This window comes from Frigoribacterium sp. NBH87 (genome assembly GCF_014217665.1).
GTDB lineage: Bacteria > Actinomycetota > Actinomycetes > Actinomycetales > Microbacteriaceae > Frigoribacterium > Frigoribacterium endophyticum.
The window spans coordinates 995,370-1,010,306 of record NZ_CP043650.1 but is presented as its reverse complement, the minus strand read 5'-3'; the positions used below and the strand labels follow the sequence as shown (position 1 = coordinate 1,010,306).

General features: G+C 73.5%; 15 protein-coding genes. 9 read left to right on the top strand and 6 right to left on the bottom strand.

All coding sequences use genetic code 11. The features are described from left to right. The first annotated feature begins 69 nt into the window (after positions 1–69). The 6 genes from F1C15_RS04745 (at position 70) to F1C15_RS04720 (ending at position 6,468) form a co-directional block, all read left to right on the top strand. The gene (locus tag F1C15_RS04745; protein WP_185233275.1) at positions 70–1,842 is read left to right on the top strand and encodes a S1C family serine protease; all 1,773 of its coding nucleotides are present in this window, start codon (positions 70–72) and stop codon (positions 1,840–1,842) included. 153 nt (positions 1,843–1,995) lie between these two features. Then, positions 1,996–3,039: a glycosyltransferase family 2 protein gene (locus F1C15_RS04740; protein WP_185233273.1), complete on the top strand. Its 1,044-nt coding sequence runs from the start codon at positions 1,996–1,998 to the stop codon at positions 3,037–3,039. A 7-nt stretch (positions 3,040–3,046) separates the two neighbouring features. Next, on the top strand, positions 3,047–3,856 hold the full coding sequence (locus tag F1C15_RS04735; protein WP_056056534.1) for a CDP-alcohol phosphatidyltransferase family protein: 810 nt from the start codon (positions 3,047–3,049) through the stop codon (positions 3,854–3,856). Beyond that, the gene (locus tag F1C15_RS04730) at positions 3,853–4,737 is read left to right on the top strand and encodes a glycosyltransferase family 2 protein (protein WP_185234071.1); all 885 of its coding nucleotides are present in this window, start codon (positions 3,853–3,855) and stop codon (positions 4,735–4,737) included. Before F1C15_RS04735 ends, F1C15_RS04730 begins: the two co-directional genes overlap by 4 nt. Before the next feature lie 57 nt (positions 4,738–4,794). Then, positions 4,795–6,084 carry a CDP-glycerol glycerophosphotransferase family protein gene (locus F1C15_RS04725; RefSeq protein ID WP_255465489.1) on the top strand — a complete coding sequence of 430 codons (1,290 nt, stop codon included), beginning with the start codon at positions 4,795–4,797 and terminating at the stop codon, positions 6,082–6,084. Between the two features lie 78 nt (positions 6,085–6,162). Next, complete coding sequence (locus F1C15_RS04720; RefSeq protein ID WP_185233271.1) at positions 6,163–6,468, top strand: helix-turn-helix domain-containing protein; 306 nt, start codon at positions 6,163–6,165, stop codon at positions 6,466–6,468. Positions 6,469–6,480: 12 nt separating this feature from the next. Here F1C15_RS04720 and F1C15_RS04715 read toward each other — a convergent pair whose 3' ends face one another. The 5 genes from F1C15_RS04715 to F1C15_RS04695 all read right to left on the bottom strand — a co-directional run bounded on the left by F1C15_RS04715 (position 6,481) and on the right by F1C15_RS04695 (position 9,982). Further along, a complete protein-coding gene (locus F1C15_RS04715) occupies positions 6,481–6,759 on the bottom strand; it encodes a hypothetical protein (protein WP_056056530.1) in 279 nt (92 codons plus the stop codon). Positions 6,760–6,850: 91 nt separating this feature from the next. After that, a complete protein-coding gene (locus tag F1C15_RS04710; RefSeq protein ID WP_255465488.1) occupies positions 6,851–7,618 on the bottom strand; it encodes a hypothetical protein in 768 nt (255 codons plus the stop codon). A gap of 9 nt (positions 7,619–7,627) precedes the next feature. Continuing rightward, positions 7,628–8,419, bottom strand: coding sequence for an ABC transporter ATP-binding protein (locus F1C15_RS04705; RefSeq protein WP_056056528.1), 792 nt, complete (start codon positions 8,417–8,419; stop codon positions 7,628–7,630). After that, on the bottom strand, positions 8,419–9,216 hold the full coding sequence (locus F1C15_RS04700) for an ABC transporter permease (protein ID WP_056056527.1): 798 nt from the start codon (positions 9,214–9,216) through the stop codon (positions 8,419–8,421). The genes F1C15_RS04705 and F1C15_RS04700 overlap by 1 nt, the downstream gene beginning before the upstream one ends. A 91-nt stretch (positions 9,217–9,307) precedes the next feature. Beyond that, positions 9,308–9,982: an NTP transferase domain-containing protein gene (locus F1C15_RS04695; protein ID WP_056058840.1), complete on the bottom strand. Its 675-nt coding sequence runs from the start codon at positions 9,980–9,982 to the stop codon at positions 9,308–9,310. 368 nt (positions 9,983–10,350) lie between these two features. Between F1C15_RS04695 and F1C15_RS04690 the strand changes: the two genes are divergently transcribed. The 3 genes from F1C15_RS04690 to F1C15_RS04680 are packed head-to-tail and all read left to right on the top strand — an operon-like array spanning position 10,351 to position 13,665. Next, on the top strand, positions 10,351–11,838 hold the full coding sequence (locus tag F1C15_RS04690; protein ID WP_255465486.1) for an ABC transporter ATP-binding protein: 1,488 nt from the start codon (positions 10,351–10,353) through the stop codon (positions 11,836–11,838). Then, entirely contained in the window at positions 11,814–13,379 is a 1,566-nt protein-coding gene (locus F1C15_RS04685) for an ABC transporter permease (protein ID WP_156370056.1), read from the top strand. Before F1C15_RS04690 ends, F1C15_RS04685 begins: the two co-directional genes overlap by 25 nt. 25 nt (positions 13,380–13,404) lie before the next feature. Beyond that, positions 13,405–13,665 carry a DUF3039 domain-containing protein gene (locus tag F1C15_RS04680; protein ID WP_185233269.1) on the top strand — a complete coding sequence of 87 codons (261 nt, stop codon included), beginning with the start codon at positions 13,405–13,407 and terminating at the stop codon, positions 13,663–13,665. An 11-nt stretch (positions 13,666–13,676) separates the two neighbouring features. Here F1C15_RS04680 and F1C15_RS04675 read toward each other — a convergent pair whose 3' ends face one another. Further along, positions 13,677–14,927 (bottom strand): nicotinate phosphoribosyltransferase, encoded by a 1,251-nt coding sequence (locus tag F1C15_RS04675; protein ID WP_255465568.1) that lies wholly within the window; start codon positions 14,925–14,927, stop codon positions 13,677–13,679. Between the last annotated feature and the right edge of the window lie 10 nt (positions 14,928–14,937).

Here is a 14,937-nt window from a genome sequence, read left to right as displayed (position 1 = left end):
CAGGCTCGCCATATGTTCCCCACAGGCAGAGGGGCCAGGCTGGCGGAGCTTGGAAGGAGCACCGCGACCATGAACGACACCCCCCGAGGCACCGACGACTCCGACGACGCCACCCGCCCCACGGAGCCGGTCACGCCGCGTGACCCCGCCGAGGCCCCGCGCGGGTCGGACGACGTGCCCCGCGTGAGCTTCGGCGCCCCGCCCCTGCCGGGTAGCACCCCGAGGTCGCTGGCCGAGGAGGAGGCGTCCCGTCAGCAGGGAGGCGGGCAGCAGTCGTCGTACCCGCAGGCGGGCCACGAGCAGGCGGGCGACCACCCGCAGCCGTACCAGCAGCAGCGGCCCTACCAGCAGCCCGGCTCGTACCAGCAGCCGGCGTCGTACCAGCAGCCCGGCAGCTACCAGCAGCCGGCCTCGTACCAGCAGCCGGCCTCGTACCAGCAGCCCGCGTCGTACCAGCAGCCTGCGTCGTACCAGCAGCCCGGCAGCTACCAGCAGCCCGGCAGCTACCAGCAGCCCGCGTCGTACCAGCAGCCCGGCTACGCGCAGGCCGGAGAGCACCCGCAGACGGCCGGCTGGCACGACCAGCAGACGGCCCCGCAGGCCGGGTGGCCGGCCGCCGACGGGCAGCCGCAGGGCACCTGGGCGGCACCCGCGCCGACGGAGAAGAAGTCCCGCCGTGGCCGGGGCGTCGTCGCGGCGGCCCTCGCGGTCGGCCTGATCGGCGGCGGGGCCCTCGGCGGCGTCGTCGGCGGCGCGGTGGCCGGCGGCGGCAGCTCGACGGTCGTCGGCCAGTCCCGCGACCTGACCGTCAACGACTACGCCGACGCGACGGCGATCACCGCCGTGGCCGCGAAGGCGACGGAGTCGGTGGTCACCATCAACGTGACGGCCGGCCAGTCGGGCGGCACCGGCTCCGGCGTGATCGTCTCCGACGACGGCTACCTCGTCACGAACACGCACGTGGTCACGCTCGACGGCGCCAGCGCCTCCGGCACGATCTCGGTCACCCTGAGCGACGGCCGCATCCTGCCGGCCACCGTGGTCGGCCTCGACCCGACCGTCGACCTCGCCGTCCTCAAGATCGACGCCACGGGCCTCACCCCCATCACCTTCGCCGACTCGTCGAAGCTCAACGTCGGCGACACCGCGGTGGCCATCGGTGCCCCGCTCGGGCTCTCGAACACGGTCACGGACGGCATCGTGTCGACCCTCAACCGCAGCATCACGGTCCAGTCGTCGGCCGCCCCGACCGACGGCTCCGACGAGGGCCAGCAGAACGACAACAACGGCCAGGGCCCGTTCTCGTTCAACAACGGCGACGGCAGCACGCAGAACCAGGCGAGCAGCGTCATCTCGCTGCCCGTCATCCAGACCGACGCCTCGATCAACCCCGGCAACTCGGGCGGCGCGCTGCTCGACGCGCAGGGCGAGCTGATCGGCCTCAACGTCGCGATCGCGAGCTCGGGCGAGTCGTCGGGCAGCATCGGCGTCGGCTTCTCCGTGCCGTCGAACCTCGTCAAGCGCGTCTCCGACGAGATCATCGCCAACGGCTCCGCGTCGCACGGCCTCCTCGGGGCGAGCGTCGACGACGCTGCGAACGTGCAGGGCGCCGACCGCGTCGGAGCGGTGATCGTGGAGATCAGCAGCGGGGGAGCCGCCGAGGCGGCGGGCCTGCGCAAGGGCGACGTCGTCACGGAGTTCAACGGCGTGCCGGTCACCAGCCGCACAGACATCACCGCGCAGGTGCGCTTCCTGGCGGGCGGCAGCACCGCCGACCTCACGTACGTCCGTGACGGGAAGTCGGCCACTGCCTCCGTCACGCTCGGCACGCTCACGAGCTGAGGCCGAGCGCGGCGCACACCGCGACAGCACGCCGCGAGGGCGGGCCCGGGGCTCCCGGGCCCGCCCTCGCCTGTTGGTAAGCTCGCGGGGATGCCGGCGGCATCCCCCGTCCCCGACCGTGCGCCCAGCGCCGTGAGCCCGAGGCCCGACACCATGGCACTGCCCGACACGCCCCTCCCCGGTGTCTCGTACGTGATGCCCGTGCTCAACGAGGAGGCGGAGATCCGCGCCGCCGTCGAGAGCCTCGTCGCGCAGGACTACCAGGGCCCCTTCGAGGTGCTGCTCGCCCTCGGGCCGAGCGTCGACCGCACCGACGAGGTCGTCGCCGAGATGTCGGCGGCCGACCCGCGCATCCGGAGCATCCGCAACCCGGTCGGCTCGACGCCGGCCGGCCTCAACGTCGCCATCCGGGCCTCGGTGCACCCCGTCACCGTCCGCGTCGACGCGCACTCCGTCCTGCCCCCCGAGTACACGCGGCTCGCGGTCGCGGCCCTGCAGCGCAGCGGGGCCGACAACGTGGGCGGCATCATGCTCGCCGAGGGGCGCACCCCCTTCGAACGGGCGGTGGCGCGCGCGTACGGCAGCCGGGTCGGCCTCGGGGGCACCCCCCACCACGTCGGAGGCGCGGAGGGGCCGGCCGAGACCGCCTACCTCGGCGTCTTCGTGCGCTCCCGCCTGCTCGAGGTCGGCCTCTTCGACGAGGACGTCAAGCGCGGCCAGGACTGGGAGCTCAACCGACGGCTGCGGGCGACCGGAGGAACGGTCTGGTTCACGCCGGAGCTCGTCGTGACCTACCGGCCCCGGCCGAGCCTCCGCAAGCTCGTCCGGCAGTTCGTCGCGACCGGGCTCTGGCGCGGCGAGCTCGCCCGACGGTTCCCGAAGGCGAACACGCTGCGCTACCTCGTGCCGCCGGCCATGGTCGTCGGTGCGGGAGTCGGCCTCGTGGTGGGCCTGGTCGGCGTCGTCGGCGCGGTCGTGGGCAGCCCGTGGGCCTGGGCGCTGCTCGGCTTCGTGGCCCCGGGGGCCTACCTGCTCTTCGTGGTCGCGGCGGCCGTGCTCGCCGCGCGCGGCGAGAGCCTCCGCACGCGGCTGTGGTTTCTCGTAGTCTTGCCCTCCATCCACTTCGGCTGGGGATCCGGCTTCGTCTTCGGCTTCCTGTCGCTCACGAAGAACATCACCGCTCACACCGGGAGGTAGCCGCGCCATGACCTCGCTGCCCACGAGGCCGACCTCCATCGACGAGCTCCGCCGCGTCGCCCAGCCCCCCGAGGTGCGCAGCCGCGCCAACGCCGAGCACTGGACGGCGTCGCTGTACCTGCGTGACGTGTCGCCGTACCTGACGTGGTGGCTGCTGCGGACGAGCGTCACGGCGAACGGCGTGACCGGCTTGATGATCCTGACCGGCTGGGCCACGGCGGCGGCCCTCCTGGTGCCCGGCATCGGCGGCGCGATGCTCGCCCTGGTGCTCGGCCAGCTGCAGATGCTGGTCGACTGCTGCGACGGCGAGGTCGCGCGCTGGCGCGGCACGAGCTCGCCGGCGGGCGTCTTCCTCGACAAGGTCGGCCACTACTCCACCGAGGCGCTCATCCCCGTCGTGCTGGGGGTGCGGGCCGCGGGCTGGCCCTTCGACGCGCCCGCCGACTACCTCTGGACCACGCTCGGGTGCGCGCTCGCTCTCGTCGTGGTGCTGAACAAGGCGCTCAACGACATGGTCCACGTCGCCCGGGCGGCCGCGGGCCTCGACCGCCTGGCCGACAAGCGGGGCGGCGCCACGGTGCCCTCCGGCCGGCTCCTCGCCCGGCTCCGCTCGGCGGCGAGGTTCGTGCCGTTCCACCGGCTCTACCACTCGGTCGAGCTGACGATGCTGGCCGTCCTGGCGGCCGTCGTCGGGCTGGTCGTGGGCGACCCGCTGGGCGCTGACCGTGTGCTCGTCGCCGTGCTGCTGCCGCTCTCGGTGCTCGCGCTCGTCGGGCACTTCGTCGCGATCATGGCCTCGAAGCGGGTCAGGTCCTGAGCGCCGGCGCGGCCGGCCTGCCCCGGGTCGGGGTCGTCAGCCTCACGCAGGGCCGACGGCCGGCCGACCTGACGGCGGGGCTCACGTCGCTCCTCCGGCAGGAGGGCGTCGAGCTCGACGTCGTCTGCGTCGGCAACGGCGGCGGGCCGGGGCCCGTGCCAGACGGGGTCGCCGTGCTCGCGCTGCCCGACAACGTGGGCATCCCCGCCGGCCGCAACCGCGGCGCCGAGGAGGTCTCAGGGGACTGGATCTTCTTCCTCGACGACGACGCCTCCCTCCCCTCGCCGACGTTCCTCGCCGACGCGATCGCCGTGGTGCGCCGCGAGGGCGACGTCGGGCTCCTCCAGCCCCGGGTCGTCGACCCTGCAGGGGCGACGTCGCCTCGCCGGTGGATCCCGCGCATCCGCAAGGGCGAGCCCACCGACAGCGGCGACGTCTTCTCGGTCTGGGAGGGCGCGACGCTCCTGCCCCGCGACGTCTTCGACGCCTGCGGCGGCTGGGGCGAGCCGTACTTCTACGCCCACGAGGGCATCGAGCTCGCCTGGCGCGTCTGGGCGCAGGGCCTCCGCGTGCGCTACGACGGCGACCTGGTCGCCCACCACCCCGCCGTCGACCCGGCCCGTCACGCCGAGTACCACCGCCTGAACGCCCGCAACCGGGTGTGGCTGGCGAAGCGCAACCTCCCGTGGCCGCTCGTGCCCGTCTACGTGGCCTCGTGGACGATCGTCCAGGTGCTGCGCTGGGCCCGCACGCCCGTCCGTCTCGGCCAGTGGTTCGGCGGCTGGGCCGAGGGCTGGCGCACGAGCCCGGGCGGGCGCCGCTCGATCGGGTGGGCCGCCGTGGCCCGGATGGCGAGGGCGGGTCGGCCGCCGGTGATCTAGCCTGGATCAGCCCGGTCGGCACCCTGCCCGGACCGCCACCGATCGGAGGACGACCTCGTGCCCCTGAGACGAGATCTCTCACTCGCCCGCGGACTCGCCCGTCGGGCGTTCCGCTCGCGCCAGCAGCGGCGGCGACTCGAGCGGCTCGACCGCGAGCGGGTCCGTCGCGCGCCGGAGCCCGGCTCCGTCAGGGTCGCCGTCTACTTCGCGGACACGTCCGTGAACATGTACCAGATCCGCCAGTGGTACGCGCCGCTCGCGCACCTCGCCGAGACCTTCCCGGTGGCCATCGTCTCCCGGTCGCCGGGGGCCATGCTCGCGCTGATGGAGGAGTCGCCCGTCCCGGTGGTGTACGCCCGCCAGGTGGCCGACCTGGAGGCCTTCGTGGAGGCGCACCCGCTGGCCGTCACGCTCTACGTCAACCAGAACGCCAAGAACTTCCAGATGATGCGCTACGGGCGCATGTGGCACGTCTTCGTCAACCACGGCGAGAGCGACAAGATGTACATGACCACGAACCAGTTCAAGGCGTACGACTACGCCTTCGTGGCCGGCGACGCCGCGCGGGAGCGCCTCGCCGCGGCCCTCTGGGACTACGACCTCGACGCGAGGGCCGTCCCGGTCGGCCGACCCCAGGCCGACCACACGGCGGGCGACGTGCCCTTCTCGCCCGACGACCGCACCGTGGTGCTCTACGCGCCGACCTGGGAGGGCGACCGGGCGGCCGCGGCCTACGGCTCCATCGCCAGCCACGGCACACGGCTCGTGCCGGCGCTGCTGGCCAGCGGCCGCCACCGGGTCATCTACCGCCCGCACCCGCGGAGCGGTGTCGTGGACCGCGACTACCGGCGGGCCCACGAGGAGATCGTCGCCGCCGTGGCGGCGGCCAACGCCGCCGATCCGACGGCCCAGCACGTCTACGACGCCGGGGGGGAGCTCGGCTGGCAGCTCGCGGTCGCCGACGTCGCGATCAGCGACATCTCGGCGATGGTCTACGACCGCCTGGCGACCGGTCGGCCCCTCGTGGTCACCCGCCCCACGTCGCCGCTGGCGGACGTCGACGAGCGGGGCTACCTCGGCTCGGCGGAGTGGTTGACCGCGGACGACGCGTCGCAGGTGGTGGAGGTCCTGGACAGGGTCCAGGCGGACCCGGAGGCGCAGGGGCGCCTGCAGCACTGGGTGCGGCACCACTTCGGCGACACGGCCCCCGGGGCGGCGACGCAGCGGTTCGAGGCCGCCGTCGCCCGTCTCGTGGCCCGGCGCGACGAGTACGCCGCGCGGGACCCCCAGCCCCCGCGTGCCATAGAGGAGGCGGATCCGTCGGACACCGGCGACGACGGACTCTAGGGCATCCAGTCACCGGTGATGCATGCCCGGGCGGCACGGCATCTGGAGTTCTGTGCGCAGGACGCGTACTCATGATGCATGCCTGAGCCCTCGTCGCCCGCCGCCCACCTCTTCGGCGATCGAGTCCGCCAGGAGCGCCAGCGCCTGGGGCTCAGCCAGGACGAGGTGGCGCACCTCGCCGGCATGAACGTGTCGAACTACGGCAAGATCGAGCGAGGGGTCGGCAACCCCGTGCTGCACACGATCGTGCGCCTGGCCGTCGTGCTGGGCGTCGACCCGGCGACCTTCGTCACGGGGATGAGCGCGGAGCACCTGCCGCCCGTGATCGAGACCTTCACCGCGGCCGAGTACGTCGCCGAGCGACGCGCCCGCTCCGGCCGCTGAGCTCGGCGGCCGTCAGAAGCTGAACCGCCACAGGTACTCGTCTCCGCCGGGGCGGAACCAGCGGACGACGGCGATGCCCCGCCGCTCGAGCTCCGGGCCGATGACGCTGACGCTCATCGAGCCGCCGGGCTCGAGCCGCGAGGTCGCCACGGGCACGAGGAGGCCGGTGTCGAGCAGCGTCACCCGGAGGTCGAGCAGGGGCTCGTCGCCCACGTTGAGGAGACGCTGCACCCGCGGGCCACGAGAGCGGTCGACGGCGAGGGGGACGGGGTAGGCGGTCGTGGTGTCCATGGCGTGACCGTAGGTCGTCCCGCCGACACTCGTGCGGTCAGCCTGTGGGCGACGGGGCCGTGGGGAGGGACGGCGGCGACGGACGGGGTGGCTAGCTGTGGATCTCGAGAGGGAAGGCGGCGGGTGCCGGGCCGAAGGCCGTCCTGGCGCTCTGCACGACCTTGCGTCCGAGCGCGTGGTTGCCCGCGCCTCCCACGACGGCTCCGATGCCGAACGGTGCGGCACGGCCGAGGATGCTGGCGCCCTGCGAGGCGGCGAAGCGGCGGACGAACTGCTTCCGCACCTTGCCCATGAGGCCGTCGATGGCGGTCTTGGGCAGCTTCTGGGTCACGAGCTCGCCCCAGAACGCCGTGCGGGCCGGCGCGGTGCCCAGGGCTTCTCCGGCGAACTGGCGCACGAGCGAGGCGCCCGGCGCCCCGAGCAGCATCGCCATGACCAGGGCACGGGCCCGGTCGGGGTCGGTCAGGGCGATGCCGTGCACCTCCGTCACGGACTGGGAGAAGAGGGCGCTGGCCTCGAGGAAGCCCGCGGTCTCGACGCCGGAGAGCGCCAGGGAGATGCCCCAGCCGATGCCGGGGACGACCGCGCTGGCACCGACCGCGGCCCCGCCCGCCGTGACGGCGGTCAGGTACTCGCGCTCGAGCATCCGCACGAGCTTCTCGGGCGTCGCCTTCGGGTGACGACGACGGAGCCGTCGCACGTGGGCGACCGCCACCGGCCGCTGCACCGCGAGGACCGCGTCGAGGCGCCGGAGCCACGGCGACTCGGTGAACGGACCGGACCCGTCGGCCTCGGCGACGACGTCGGACGGGACGGGCGGGAGCGGCTGCGGGGTCTCGGGCACGGTCTGGTCGGGCATCGCTGGAGCCTACGCCGCCGGGCGGGGAGGGTGGTCGGAGGCGTACCGGGCCAGCGCCTCGTCGAGGGGGCCGTCGAGGACGAGCCGACCGCCGTCGAGGTACAGGCCCCTCGAGCAGAAGCGCTTGAGGTCCCGCTCGTTGTGCGAGACGAGGAAGAGGGTCCGGCCGTCGGCGAGCATCTCTTCTATGCGTGCGTAGCACTTCTCGCGGAACGCCTTGTCGCCCACCGCCAGGACCTCGTCGACCAGGATGACCGGCTCGTCGAGCCGGGAGATGACGGAGAAAGCGATGCGCACCTTCATGCCGCTGGAGAGGTGCTTGTAGGGGGTGTCGACGAACGCGGAGATCTCGGCGAAGTCGATGATCTCGTCGAAGCGCTCGTCGATCTCGGCCCGGCTCATGCCGTGCAGGCCGGCCGTCAGGTAGACGTTGTCGCGGACCGTCAGGTCGGCGACGAACCCTCCGGTGATCTCGATCAGCGGAGCCACCCCGCCGACGACCGAGACGGTGCCGGTGTCGGGGAGGATCACCTCCGCGACGAGCTTCAGCAGCGTGGACTTGCCCTGCCCGTTCCGCCCGACGACCCCGATCGCCTCGCCCCGCTGCACGGTGAAGCTGACGCCGCGGAGCGCCCAGAACTCGCCGGGGCGCGACCGGCGGCTGCTGTCGGAGAAGAGGTCCTTGAACGACCGGCGGCCGCGCTTGTTGCGGCGGAACCGGATGCCGACGTCGTCGACCCGGATGACGGGGGCGTCGCCCTCCTCGACGGTCGCCCGCCCTGGCCGCGTGCTCGAGGTCATCAGATCTCCTTCAGGACGGCGCGCTCGCTCGAGCGGAAGACCGCGAGCCCGACGGCGAGGAGCAGGAAGCACATGCCGGCGCCGACGAGGGCCTCCGTCAGGTCGAGCTGCTCGGGGAAGAACGCGGAGCGGTACAGCCCGAAGATGCCGCTCAGCGGGTTGAAGGCCGCGAGGAGGTGGAGGCTCTCGGGCAGGTCACGGGTGCCGTAGATGATCGGCGACGCGTAGAACAGGAAGCGCAGGGCGAGCTTCGTCGCGCGCTCGAGGTCTCGGAAGAAGACCACGAGGGGAGCGACGAGGAGGCCCACCCCGGCGACGAGGACCGCCTGCAGGGCCATCGCGACCGGGAAGAACACGACCTGCCAGTGCAGCTGGGCGCCGCCGAGGACGGCGAAGAGCGCGAGGACGGGCAGGCTGAGGGCGAACTCGATGCCCTTCGAGGCGACCAGGCGGAGCACCCAGATCGTCCGGGGGATCTTCGTGGACCGCACGAGCTTCGCCTCGCGGAGGAACGCGCGGGTGCTGTCGGAGACCGCACCGGTGAACCACATCCACGGCAGGAGGCCGCTGAGGAGGAAGACGATGTAGGGGTCGTCGCCCACCGACCGGCGGAACACCACCTGGAAGACGAAGAAGTAGATCCCCGCCATGACCAGCGGGTCGAGGATCGACCACACGTAGCCCAGAGCCGAGGTGCTGTACCGGACCTTCAGGTCACGGCTCGTGAGGAGCCACAGGGTCTGGCGGTAGCGCGCCGACGACGATCGCCGAGGGCGCTCGGCCTGGGCTGTGCTCACGGGTGTCCTCTGCGGTCAGGGACACCTCGGGGGCAGGGCGAGCCTCGACGGCCAGGTCGCCCGACGTGCTGGTGGTCAGTCGGGCTGACGGTCAGACGAACAGGTTCGCGCGCTCGAGGTCCTCCGCGAAGTCGACCTCGACGGCGTAGAGGTCGGAGATGTCCACGGGCTCAAAGAGTAGCCCGTCCTGGTCGATGGCCAGTTCGATGCCGCGCTCGAAGTAGTCCTGGGCGTCGACCTTGCCGAGCTGGCGCAGCAGGGCGGGCTTGTCGGCCCGGGAGACGTAGTTGATGCCGACGGCCTCGCCGAGGCCGTGCTTGACCTGCTTCGAGAGCTCGGCGATGTAGCCCTCGGCGTCGGTCGTGTACTTGACCTCCTCGTCGGAGACCTTGGAGGTGTTCACCGTCACGAACGACTGGTCGTCGCGCACGAGGCGCGCGGCACGGCGGAGCGCCTCGGGGTCGAAGACGACGTCGCCGTTCATCCACAGGACTCCGCCCGCCGAGCTGGCGCGGAGCGCGCGCATGAGGCTCTTCGAGGTGTTGGTCTGGTCGTACTGCTCGTTGTAGACGAACGACGCGTGCGGGAAGGCCTCGACGATGTGCTCGAACTTGTACCCGACGACCACGGTGACGCGCGCACGGGGGCCGAAGGCGGCGTGGATGTTCTCGAACTGCTGCTGCATGATGGTGCGGCCGTCGCTCAGCTCGGTGAGCGACTTGGGCAGCGAGCGGCCGAGGCGGCTGCCGAGGCCGGCGGCGAGGATGACGACCTGCTGGGTCGCGAGCTCGGCGGCGCGGTCGCTGCTGCTGTTCTTGCTCGAGGCGTTCGTGGTCACGGGGTCTCCTTGGCGTCTGCCCCGTCGGCGGTGATCTGGCGACGGAGGGGGGCGAGAGCGGACTGGTCGCCGTTCTCCCGGTGCCCCGCCGGTGGGGATCGGGCCCGTCCCGGGCGTCGATCCTCGTCTCGTGTTCGAGCGGTGTTCACCGCGGAGCTTCGATCTGGACACGTCATCGTGCTCGGCACAGACTACCGGCAGACCCCGTCCGGCGTCTCGTGGAGCCCGAGTCGTGACCGTTCCGTGATGCGCGCGGCCGGGCCGCCGGGGCACCGGGGCGTTGGTACGGTGGGCACATGGCCCTCGCGCGCGACGATCAGGACGACGTCGCCGATGCCGACTCCACCGTGAGCGGACGGGCCGCCGAGCTGCCCCGGGGGGACGACATGAGCGACGACGTGACGACCGGCGACGAGCCGGGGGAGGCGCGGGCCGAGGCCTCGGGGGAGGCCACGACGCCGGGGGCGGGCACGGCCGAGCGCCCCGCCGCCGCTGCTGCGCGGACGGCCCGACCCGCCGCGAAGCGCAAGCCGGCGTCGACGCGGACCGCCGCCGACCGGTCGGCGGCGGCGAAGAAGGCCGCCGCGACGAGGGCCGCGAACGCTCGCGCCCGTGCCGCCGCGGCTGCCGCGGCCGCGGCTGCCGAGGCCGCCGAGGCGGAGGCGGAGGCCGAGGCCGCAGCCCGGGCGGACGACGCGGTGGCGGCGCGAGCCACGGAGGCGGCCGTCGTCGAGACGGAGCCGGAGGTCGACGCCCAGCCCGAGCCCGCCGTCGAGCCGGAGCCGGAGCCCGCCGTCGAGCCCGAGTCCGAGCCGGAGCCAGAGCCCATCGTCGAGCCCGAGCTCGAGCCCGCCGTCGAGCCCGAGCCCGAGCAGGACCTCACGACCGACCCGGAGCCGGACGTCGACGGCGCCTCTCCCGTGCCCGACGTCGACGCCGACGCCGACGCCGAGACCGATGCCGACGCCGACGCCGAGACGGGCGCCCGTGCCGACGAGGTGCCCGCGGCGGACCCCGACGAGCGCCCCGTCGTGCTCTCGATCAAGGGCGTCGGCAAGCGCTACGGGGGCACCGTCGCCGTCGAGGGCGTCGACCTCGAGGTGCGCGCCGGCTCCTTCTACGGCATCGTCGGCCCCAACGGCGCCGGCAAGACCACGACCCTCTCGATCGTCACCGGGCTCCTCCGCCCCGACGAGGGCAGCGTCACCGTCCTCGGCGCCGACGTGTGGAGCGACCCCGCCGCCGCCAAGCGCGCCCTCGGCGTGCTGCCCGACCGCCTCCGGCTGTTCGACCGGCTCACCGGCGCGCAGCTCCTCTACTACTCCGCCACCCTCCGGGGCCTCGACGGCGCCACGGCCCGCAAGCGGTCGGCGGACCTCGCGACGGCGTTCGGGCTGCAGGACGCCCTCGGCCGCCTCGTGAGCGACTACTCCGTCGGCATGACGAAGAAGATCGCGCTGGCGGCGGCGGTCATCCACTCGCCGCGGGTGCTCGTGCTCGACGAGCCCTTCGAGTCCGTCGACCCCGTGTCGGCGGCGACCGTCACCGACGTGCTCCAGCGGTACGTCGCCGGCGGCGGGACGGTCCTGCTCTCGAGCCACAGCATGGACCTCGTCGAGCGCATCTGCGACTGCGTCGCGGTCATCGTCGACGGCCACGTGCTGGCGAGCGGCAGCGTCGAGGAGGTCCGCGCGGGCCGGTCGCTCGAGCAGGCCTTCGTCGAGATCGCGGGCGGCCGCGCCGTCACGGAGGGCATGGAATGGTTGCAGAGCTTCTCCGACTGAGGCTGCAGACGATCGCGAACACGGTGCGCTTCGGCCCCCGTCGCCTCACGATCTCCGTGGTCTCGGTCCTCCTCGTCCTCCTCGTCTCGCTCGCGTTGGCCGGCCTCGTCGGCAGCCTCCGCGACTCCCCCCTCTCCGACACACGGGCCCTCGTCGTGGGCGGCGGGTCCCTGCTGATGCTCGGCTTCGCCGTGGTGCCGTTCGCGACCGTCCGGCCGGCCTGGAGCGACCCTCGCCGCCTGGCCGTCCTGGGCGTCCCGGAGGGGCCGGCCGCCGCCGGGCTCGCCCTGGGCTCCCTGGTCGGCCTGCCGACCCTCGCGCTGCTCGTGCTGTCGACCGGCTACGTGCGGTCATGGGACTCCGGGGCCGACGTCGCCGGCCTGGCCGTCGTCGCTGCCGTCCTGGCCGGGCTCACGGCCTGCGGCCTGCTGCTCGTCGCCTCGACGGTGAACACCGTGGTGCTGACCACGAAGCGGTCGCGGCAGTTCCTCGCCGCGGGCGGCGTCGTGCTGGCGCTGCTGCTCGTGCCGCTGGTCGTCGACCTCGTCCGAGCGTCCCTCCCCGGGGCGTCGGGAACGGGCGTCGTGGCCGACTCGCTGGCCTGGACGCCGTTCGGCGCCGCGCTCGCGCTGCCGGGCCACGCGGCCGCGGGCGAGACGGGCCGGGTCGTCGCCGACCTGGCCGTCGCGCTGCTGACGCTGGCCCTGCTGTGGCTGGCCTGGCGCCTCCTCGTGGCCCGGGCCTTCGTCGACCAGCCCGAGCCCGACGTGGCCGACGAGGCGGCCGGCCTCGGCTGGTTCGACTTCGTCGTCGCGAGCCCCACCGGGGCGGTGGCGGCCCGCAGCCTCACCTACTGGGCGCGTGACGCCCGCTACCGCATGTCGCTCGTGATCCTGCCCATCCTGCCGCTGCTCGTGCTGCCGCTCGGCATCGCGGGCGTCAGCTGGAACTGGCTCGCGCTCGTGCCCGTGCCCCTGATGTGCCTCATCCTCGGGTTCCTGCCCCACAACGACGTCGCCTACGACAGCACGGCCTTGTGGCTGCACGTCGCGGCCGACACCCGGGGCCTCGCCGACCGGGTGGGGAGGCTCGCGCCCCCGCTGATGCTCGGCGTGCCCCTGGTCGTGGTGGGCTCGCTCGTCGCGGTCTGGGGCTTCGGCGACTGGACGGCCCTGCTGCCCGAGCTCGGCGTCAGTGCCGGGCTGCTGCTGAGCGGCCTCGGCCTGTCGAGCGTCGTGTCGGCCGCCATGCCGTACCCCGCGGTGCGCCCGCACGACGACCCGTTCCAGCAGCCGCAGGCGAACGGCGGGGCGGCCGTCACCGCCCAGGTCACGATGATCGGCGGGGCCCTGCTGCTCACCGGCCCCGCGTTCTGGTTCGCCGGGCGTCACCTGCTCGCCGGCGTCGAGCCGGCGGGTGCCTGGTCGTTCGCGGCGGGCCTCGGCGTGGGCCTCGTCGCGCTGGTCGTGGGCGTCGTCGTCGGTGCGCGGGTGTTCGCCCGGCGCGCACCGGAGCTGCTCGCCTTCACGCTGCGCAGCTGAGTCGCCTCGACGTACGATGGTCGCCATGAGCAACACGGAAACCGGCGGTGGCCTCGACGTCCTCGATCGCGAGCTCGAGAAGCTCCTCACCGAGGAGGCGATCGACCCGGGCGACCACGAGCGCTTCTCGCACTACGTGAAGAAGGACAAGATCATGGAGTCGGCGCTGAGCGGCAAGCCCGTCAAGGCGCTCTGCGGCAAGAAGTGGACCCCGGGGCGCGACCCGGAGAAGTTCCCCGTCTGCCCGACCTGCAAGGAGATCTACGAGAAGATGAAGGGCGAGTAGCCCTCACCGCCTCACTCGTAGACGGTCGGCAGGACGGGCTCGCCGCGACCCAGCCGGAAGGCGCCCGCGGGCAGCTCCGCGACCGCCGCCTCCCGGTGCTCCCTCGCCCGTCGGGTGCCCGCCTCGCCCAGCCACCGGTCATCGACCACCCCGTCGACGACGAGGTCGACCAGGAGCGCGCGCTCGCCCTCACGGGGCTCGGCGTCGTCGACACGGACGACCTCCTGCTGCGCGACTCCCGACGTCAGGGTGCGCACCGGCGACTTGGGGCCGCCGACCGTGGCCTTGTCGGCCGACTTCTTGGCGACCGACACCCACCGGCCGTCGTCGTCCTGCCGGGCGACGAGCTTGAAGACCATCCCGGCCGCGGGGTGGCCCGAGCCGGAGACGACCGACGTGCCGACGCCGTAGCTGTCGACCGGGGCGGCGCGGAGGGCGGCGATCGTGTACTCGTCGAGGTCGTTCGTCACCGTGATGCGGGTGCCGGTGGCACCGAGGTCGTCGAGCTGGCGGCGCACCTGGGCCACCAGCGAGGGCAGGTCTCCGCTGTCGATGCGGACGGCCCCGAGGCCGGTGCCCGCCACCTCGACGGCGGTGCGGACGGCGGCCTCGATGTCGTAGGTGTCGACGAGCAGGGTGGTGCCCGGGCCGAGGGTCGCGACCTGCGCCCGGAAGGCGTCCTCCTCGGAGTCGTGCAGCAGCGTGAAGGCGTGGGCGGCCGTGCCCATCGTCGGGACGCCCCAGGTGCGACCGGCCTCCAGGTTGCTCGTCGCGCCGAAGCCCGCGATGTACGCCGCGCGCGCGGCGGCGACGGCGCTCCGCTCGCCGGTGCGGCGCGAGCCCATCTCGGCGAGGGGCCGGCCGTCGGCGGCGGAGACCATGCGGGCCGCCGCGCTGGCCACGGCCGAGTCGTAGTTGAAGACGCTCAGGGCCAGGGTCTCGAGCAGCACGCCCTCGGCGAAGGTCGACTCGACCACGAGCAGGGGCGAGCCGGGGAGGTAGACCTCGCCCTCGGCGTAGCCGCGGATCGTGCCCGAGAACCGGTAGTCGGCGAGCCAGTCGAGCGTGGCGCCGTCGACGATGTGGCCCTCGCGCAGCCACTCGAGCTCGGCGTCGCCGAAGCGGAACCGGGCGAGCTCGGCGAGGAAGCGCCCCGTGCCGGCGACGACGCCGTAGCGCCGCCCCTCCGGCAGCCGTCGCGCGAAGAGCTCGAAGACGCTCTCGCGGTGGGCGGTGCCGGCCCGCAGGGCCGCCTCCACCATGGTGATCTCG

Excerpts from the sequence above, each read along its gene's own strand:
- F1C15_RS04720 (WP_185233271.1), top strand. The coding sequence starts at position 6,163 with ATGCCTGAGCCCTCGTCGCCCGCCGCCCACCTCTTCGGCGATCGAGTC.
- F1C15_RS04685 (WP_156370056.1), top strand. The coding sequence starts at position 11,814 with ATGGTTGCAGAGCTTCTCCGACTGAGGCTGCAGACGATCGCGAACACG.
- F1C15_RS04740 (WP_185233273.1), top strand. The coding sequence starts at position 1,996 with ATGGCACTGCCCGACACGCCCCTCCCCGGTGTCTCGTACGTGATGCCC.
- F1C15_RS04715 (WP_056056530.1), bottom strand. The coding sequence starts at position 6,759 with ATGGACACCACGACCGCCTACCCCGTCCCCCTCGCCGTCGACCGCTCT.
- F1C15_RS04735 (WP_056056534.1), top strand. The coding sequence starts at position 3,047 with ATGACCTCGCTGCCCACGAGGCCGACCTCCATCGACGAGCTCCGCCGC.
- F1C15_RS04745 (WP_185233275.1), top strand. The coding sequence starts at position 70 with ATGAACGACACCCCCCGAGGCACCGACGACTCCGACGACGCCACCCGC.
- F1C15_RS04690 (WP_255465486.1), top strand. The coding sequence starts at position 10,351 with ATGGCCCTCGCGCGCGACGATCAGGACGACGTCGCCGATGCCGACTCC.
- F1C15_RS04705 (WP_056056528.1), bottom strand. The coding sequence starts at position 8,419 with ATGACCTCGAGCACGCGGCCAGGGCGGGCGACCGTCGAGGAGGGCGAC.
- F1C15_RS04680 (WP_185233269.1), top strand. The coding sequence starts at position 13,405 with ATGAGCAACACGGAAACCGGCGGTGGCCTCGACGTCCTCGATCGCGAG.
- F1C15_RS04710 (WP_255465488.1), bottom strand. The coding sequence starts at position 7,618 with ATGCCCGACCAGACCGTGCCCGAGACCCCGCAGCCGCTCCCGCCCGTC.
- F1C15_RS04675 (WP_255465568.1), bottom strand. The coding sequence starts at position 14,927 with ATGGTGGAGGCGGCCCTGCGGGCCGGCACCGCCCACCGCGAGAGCGTC.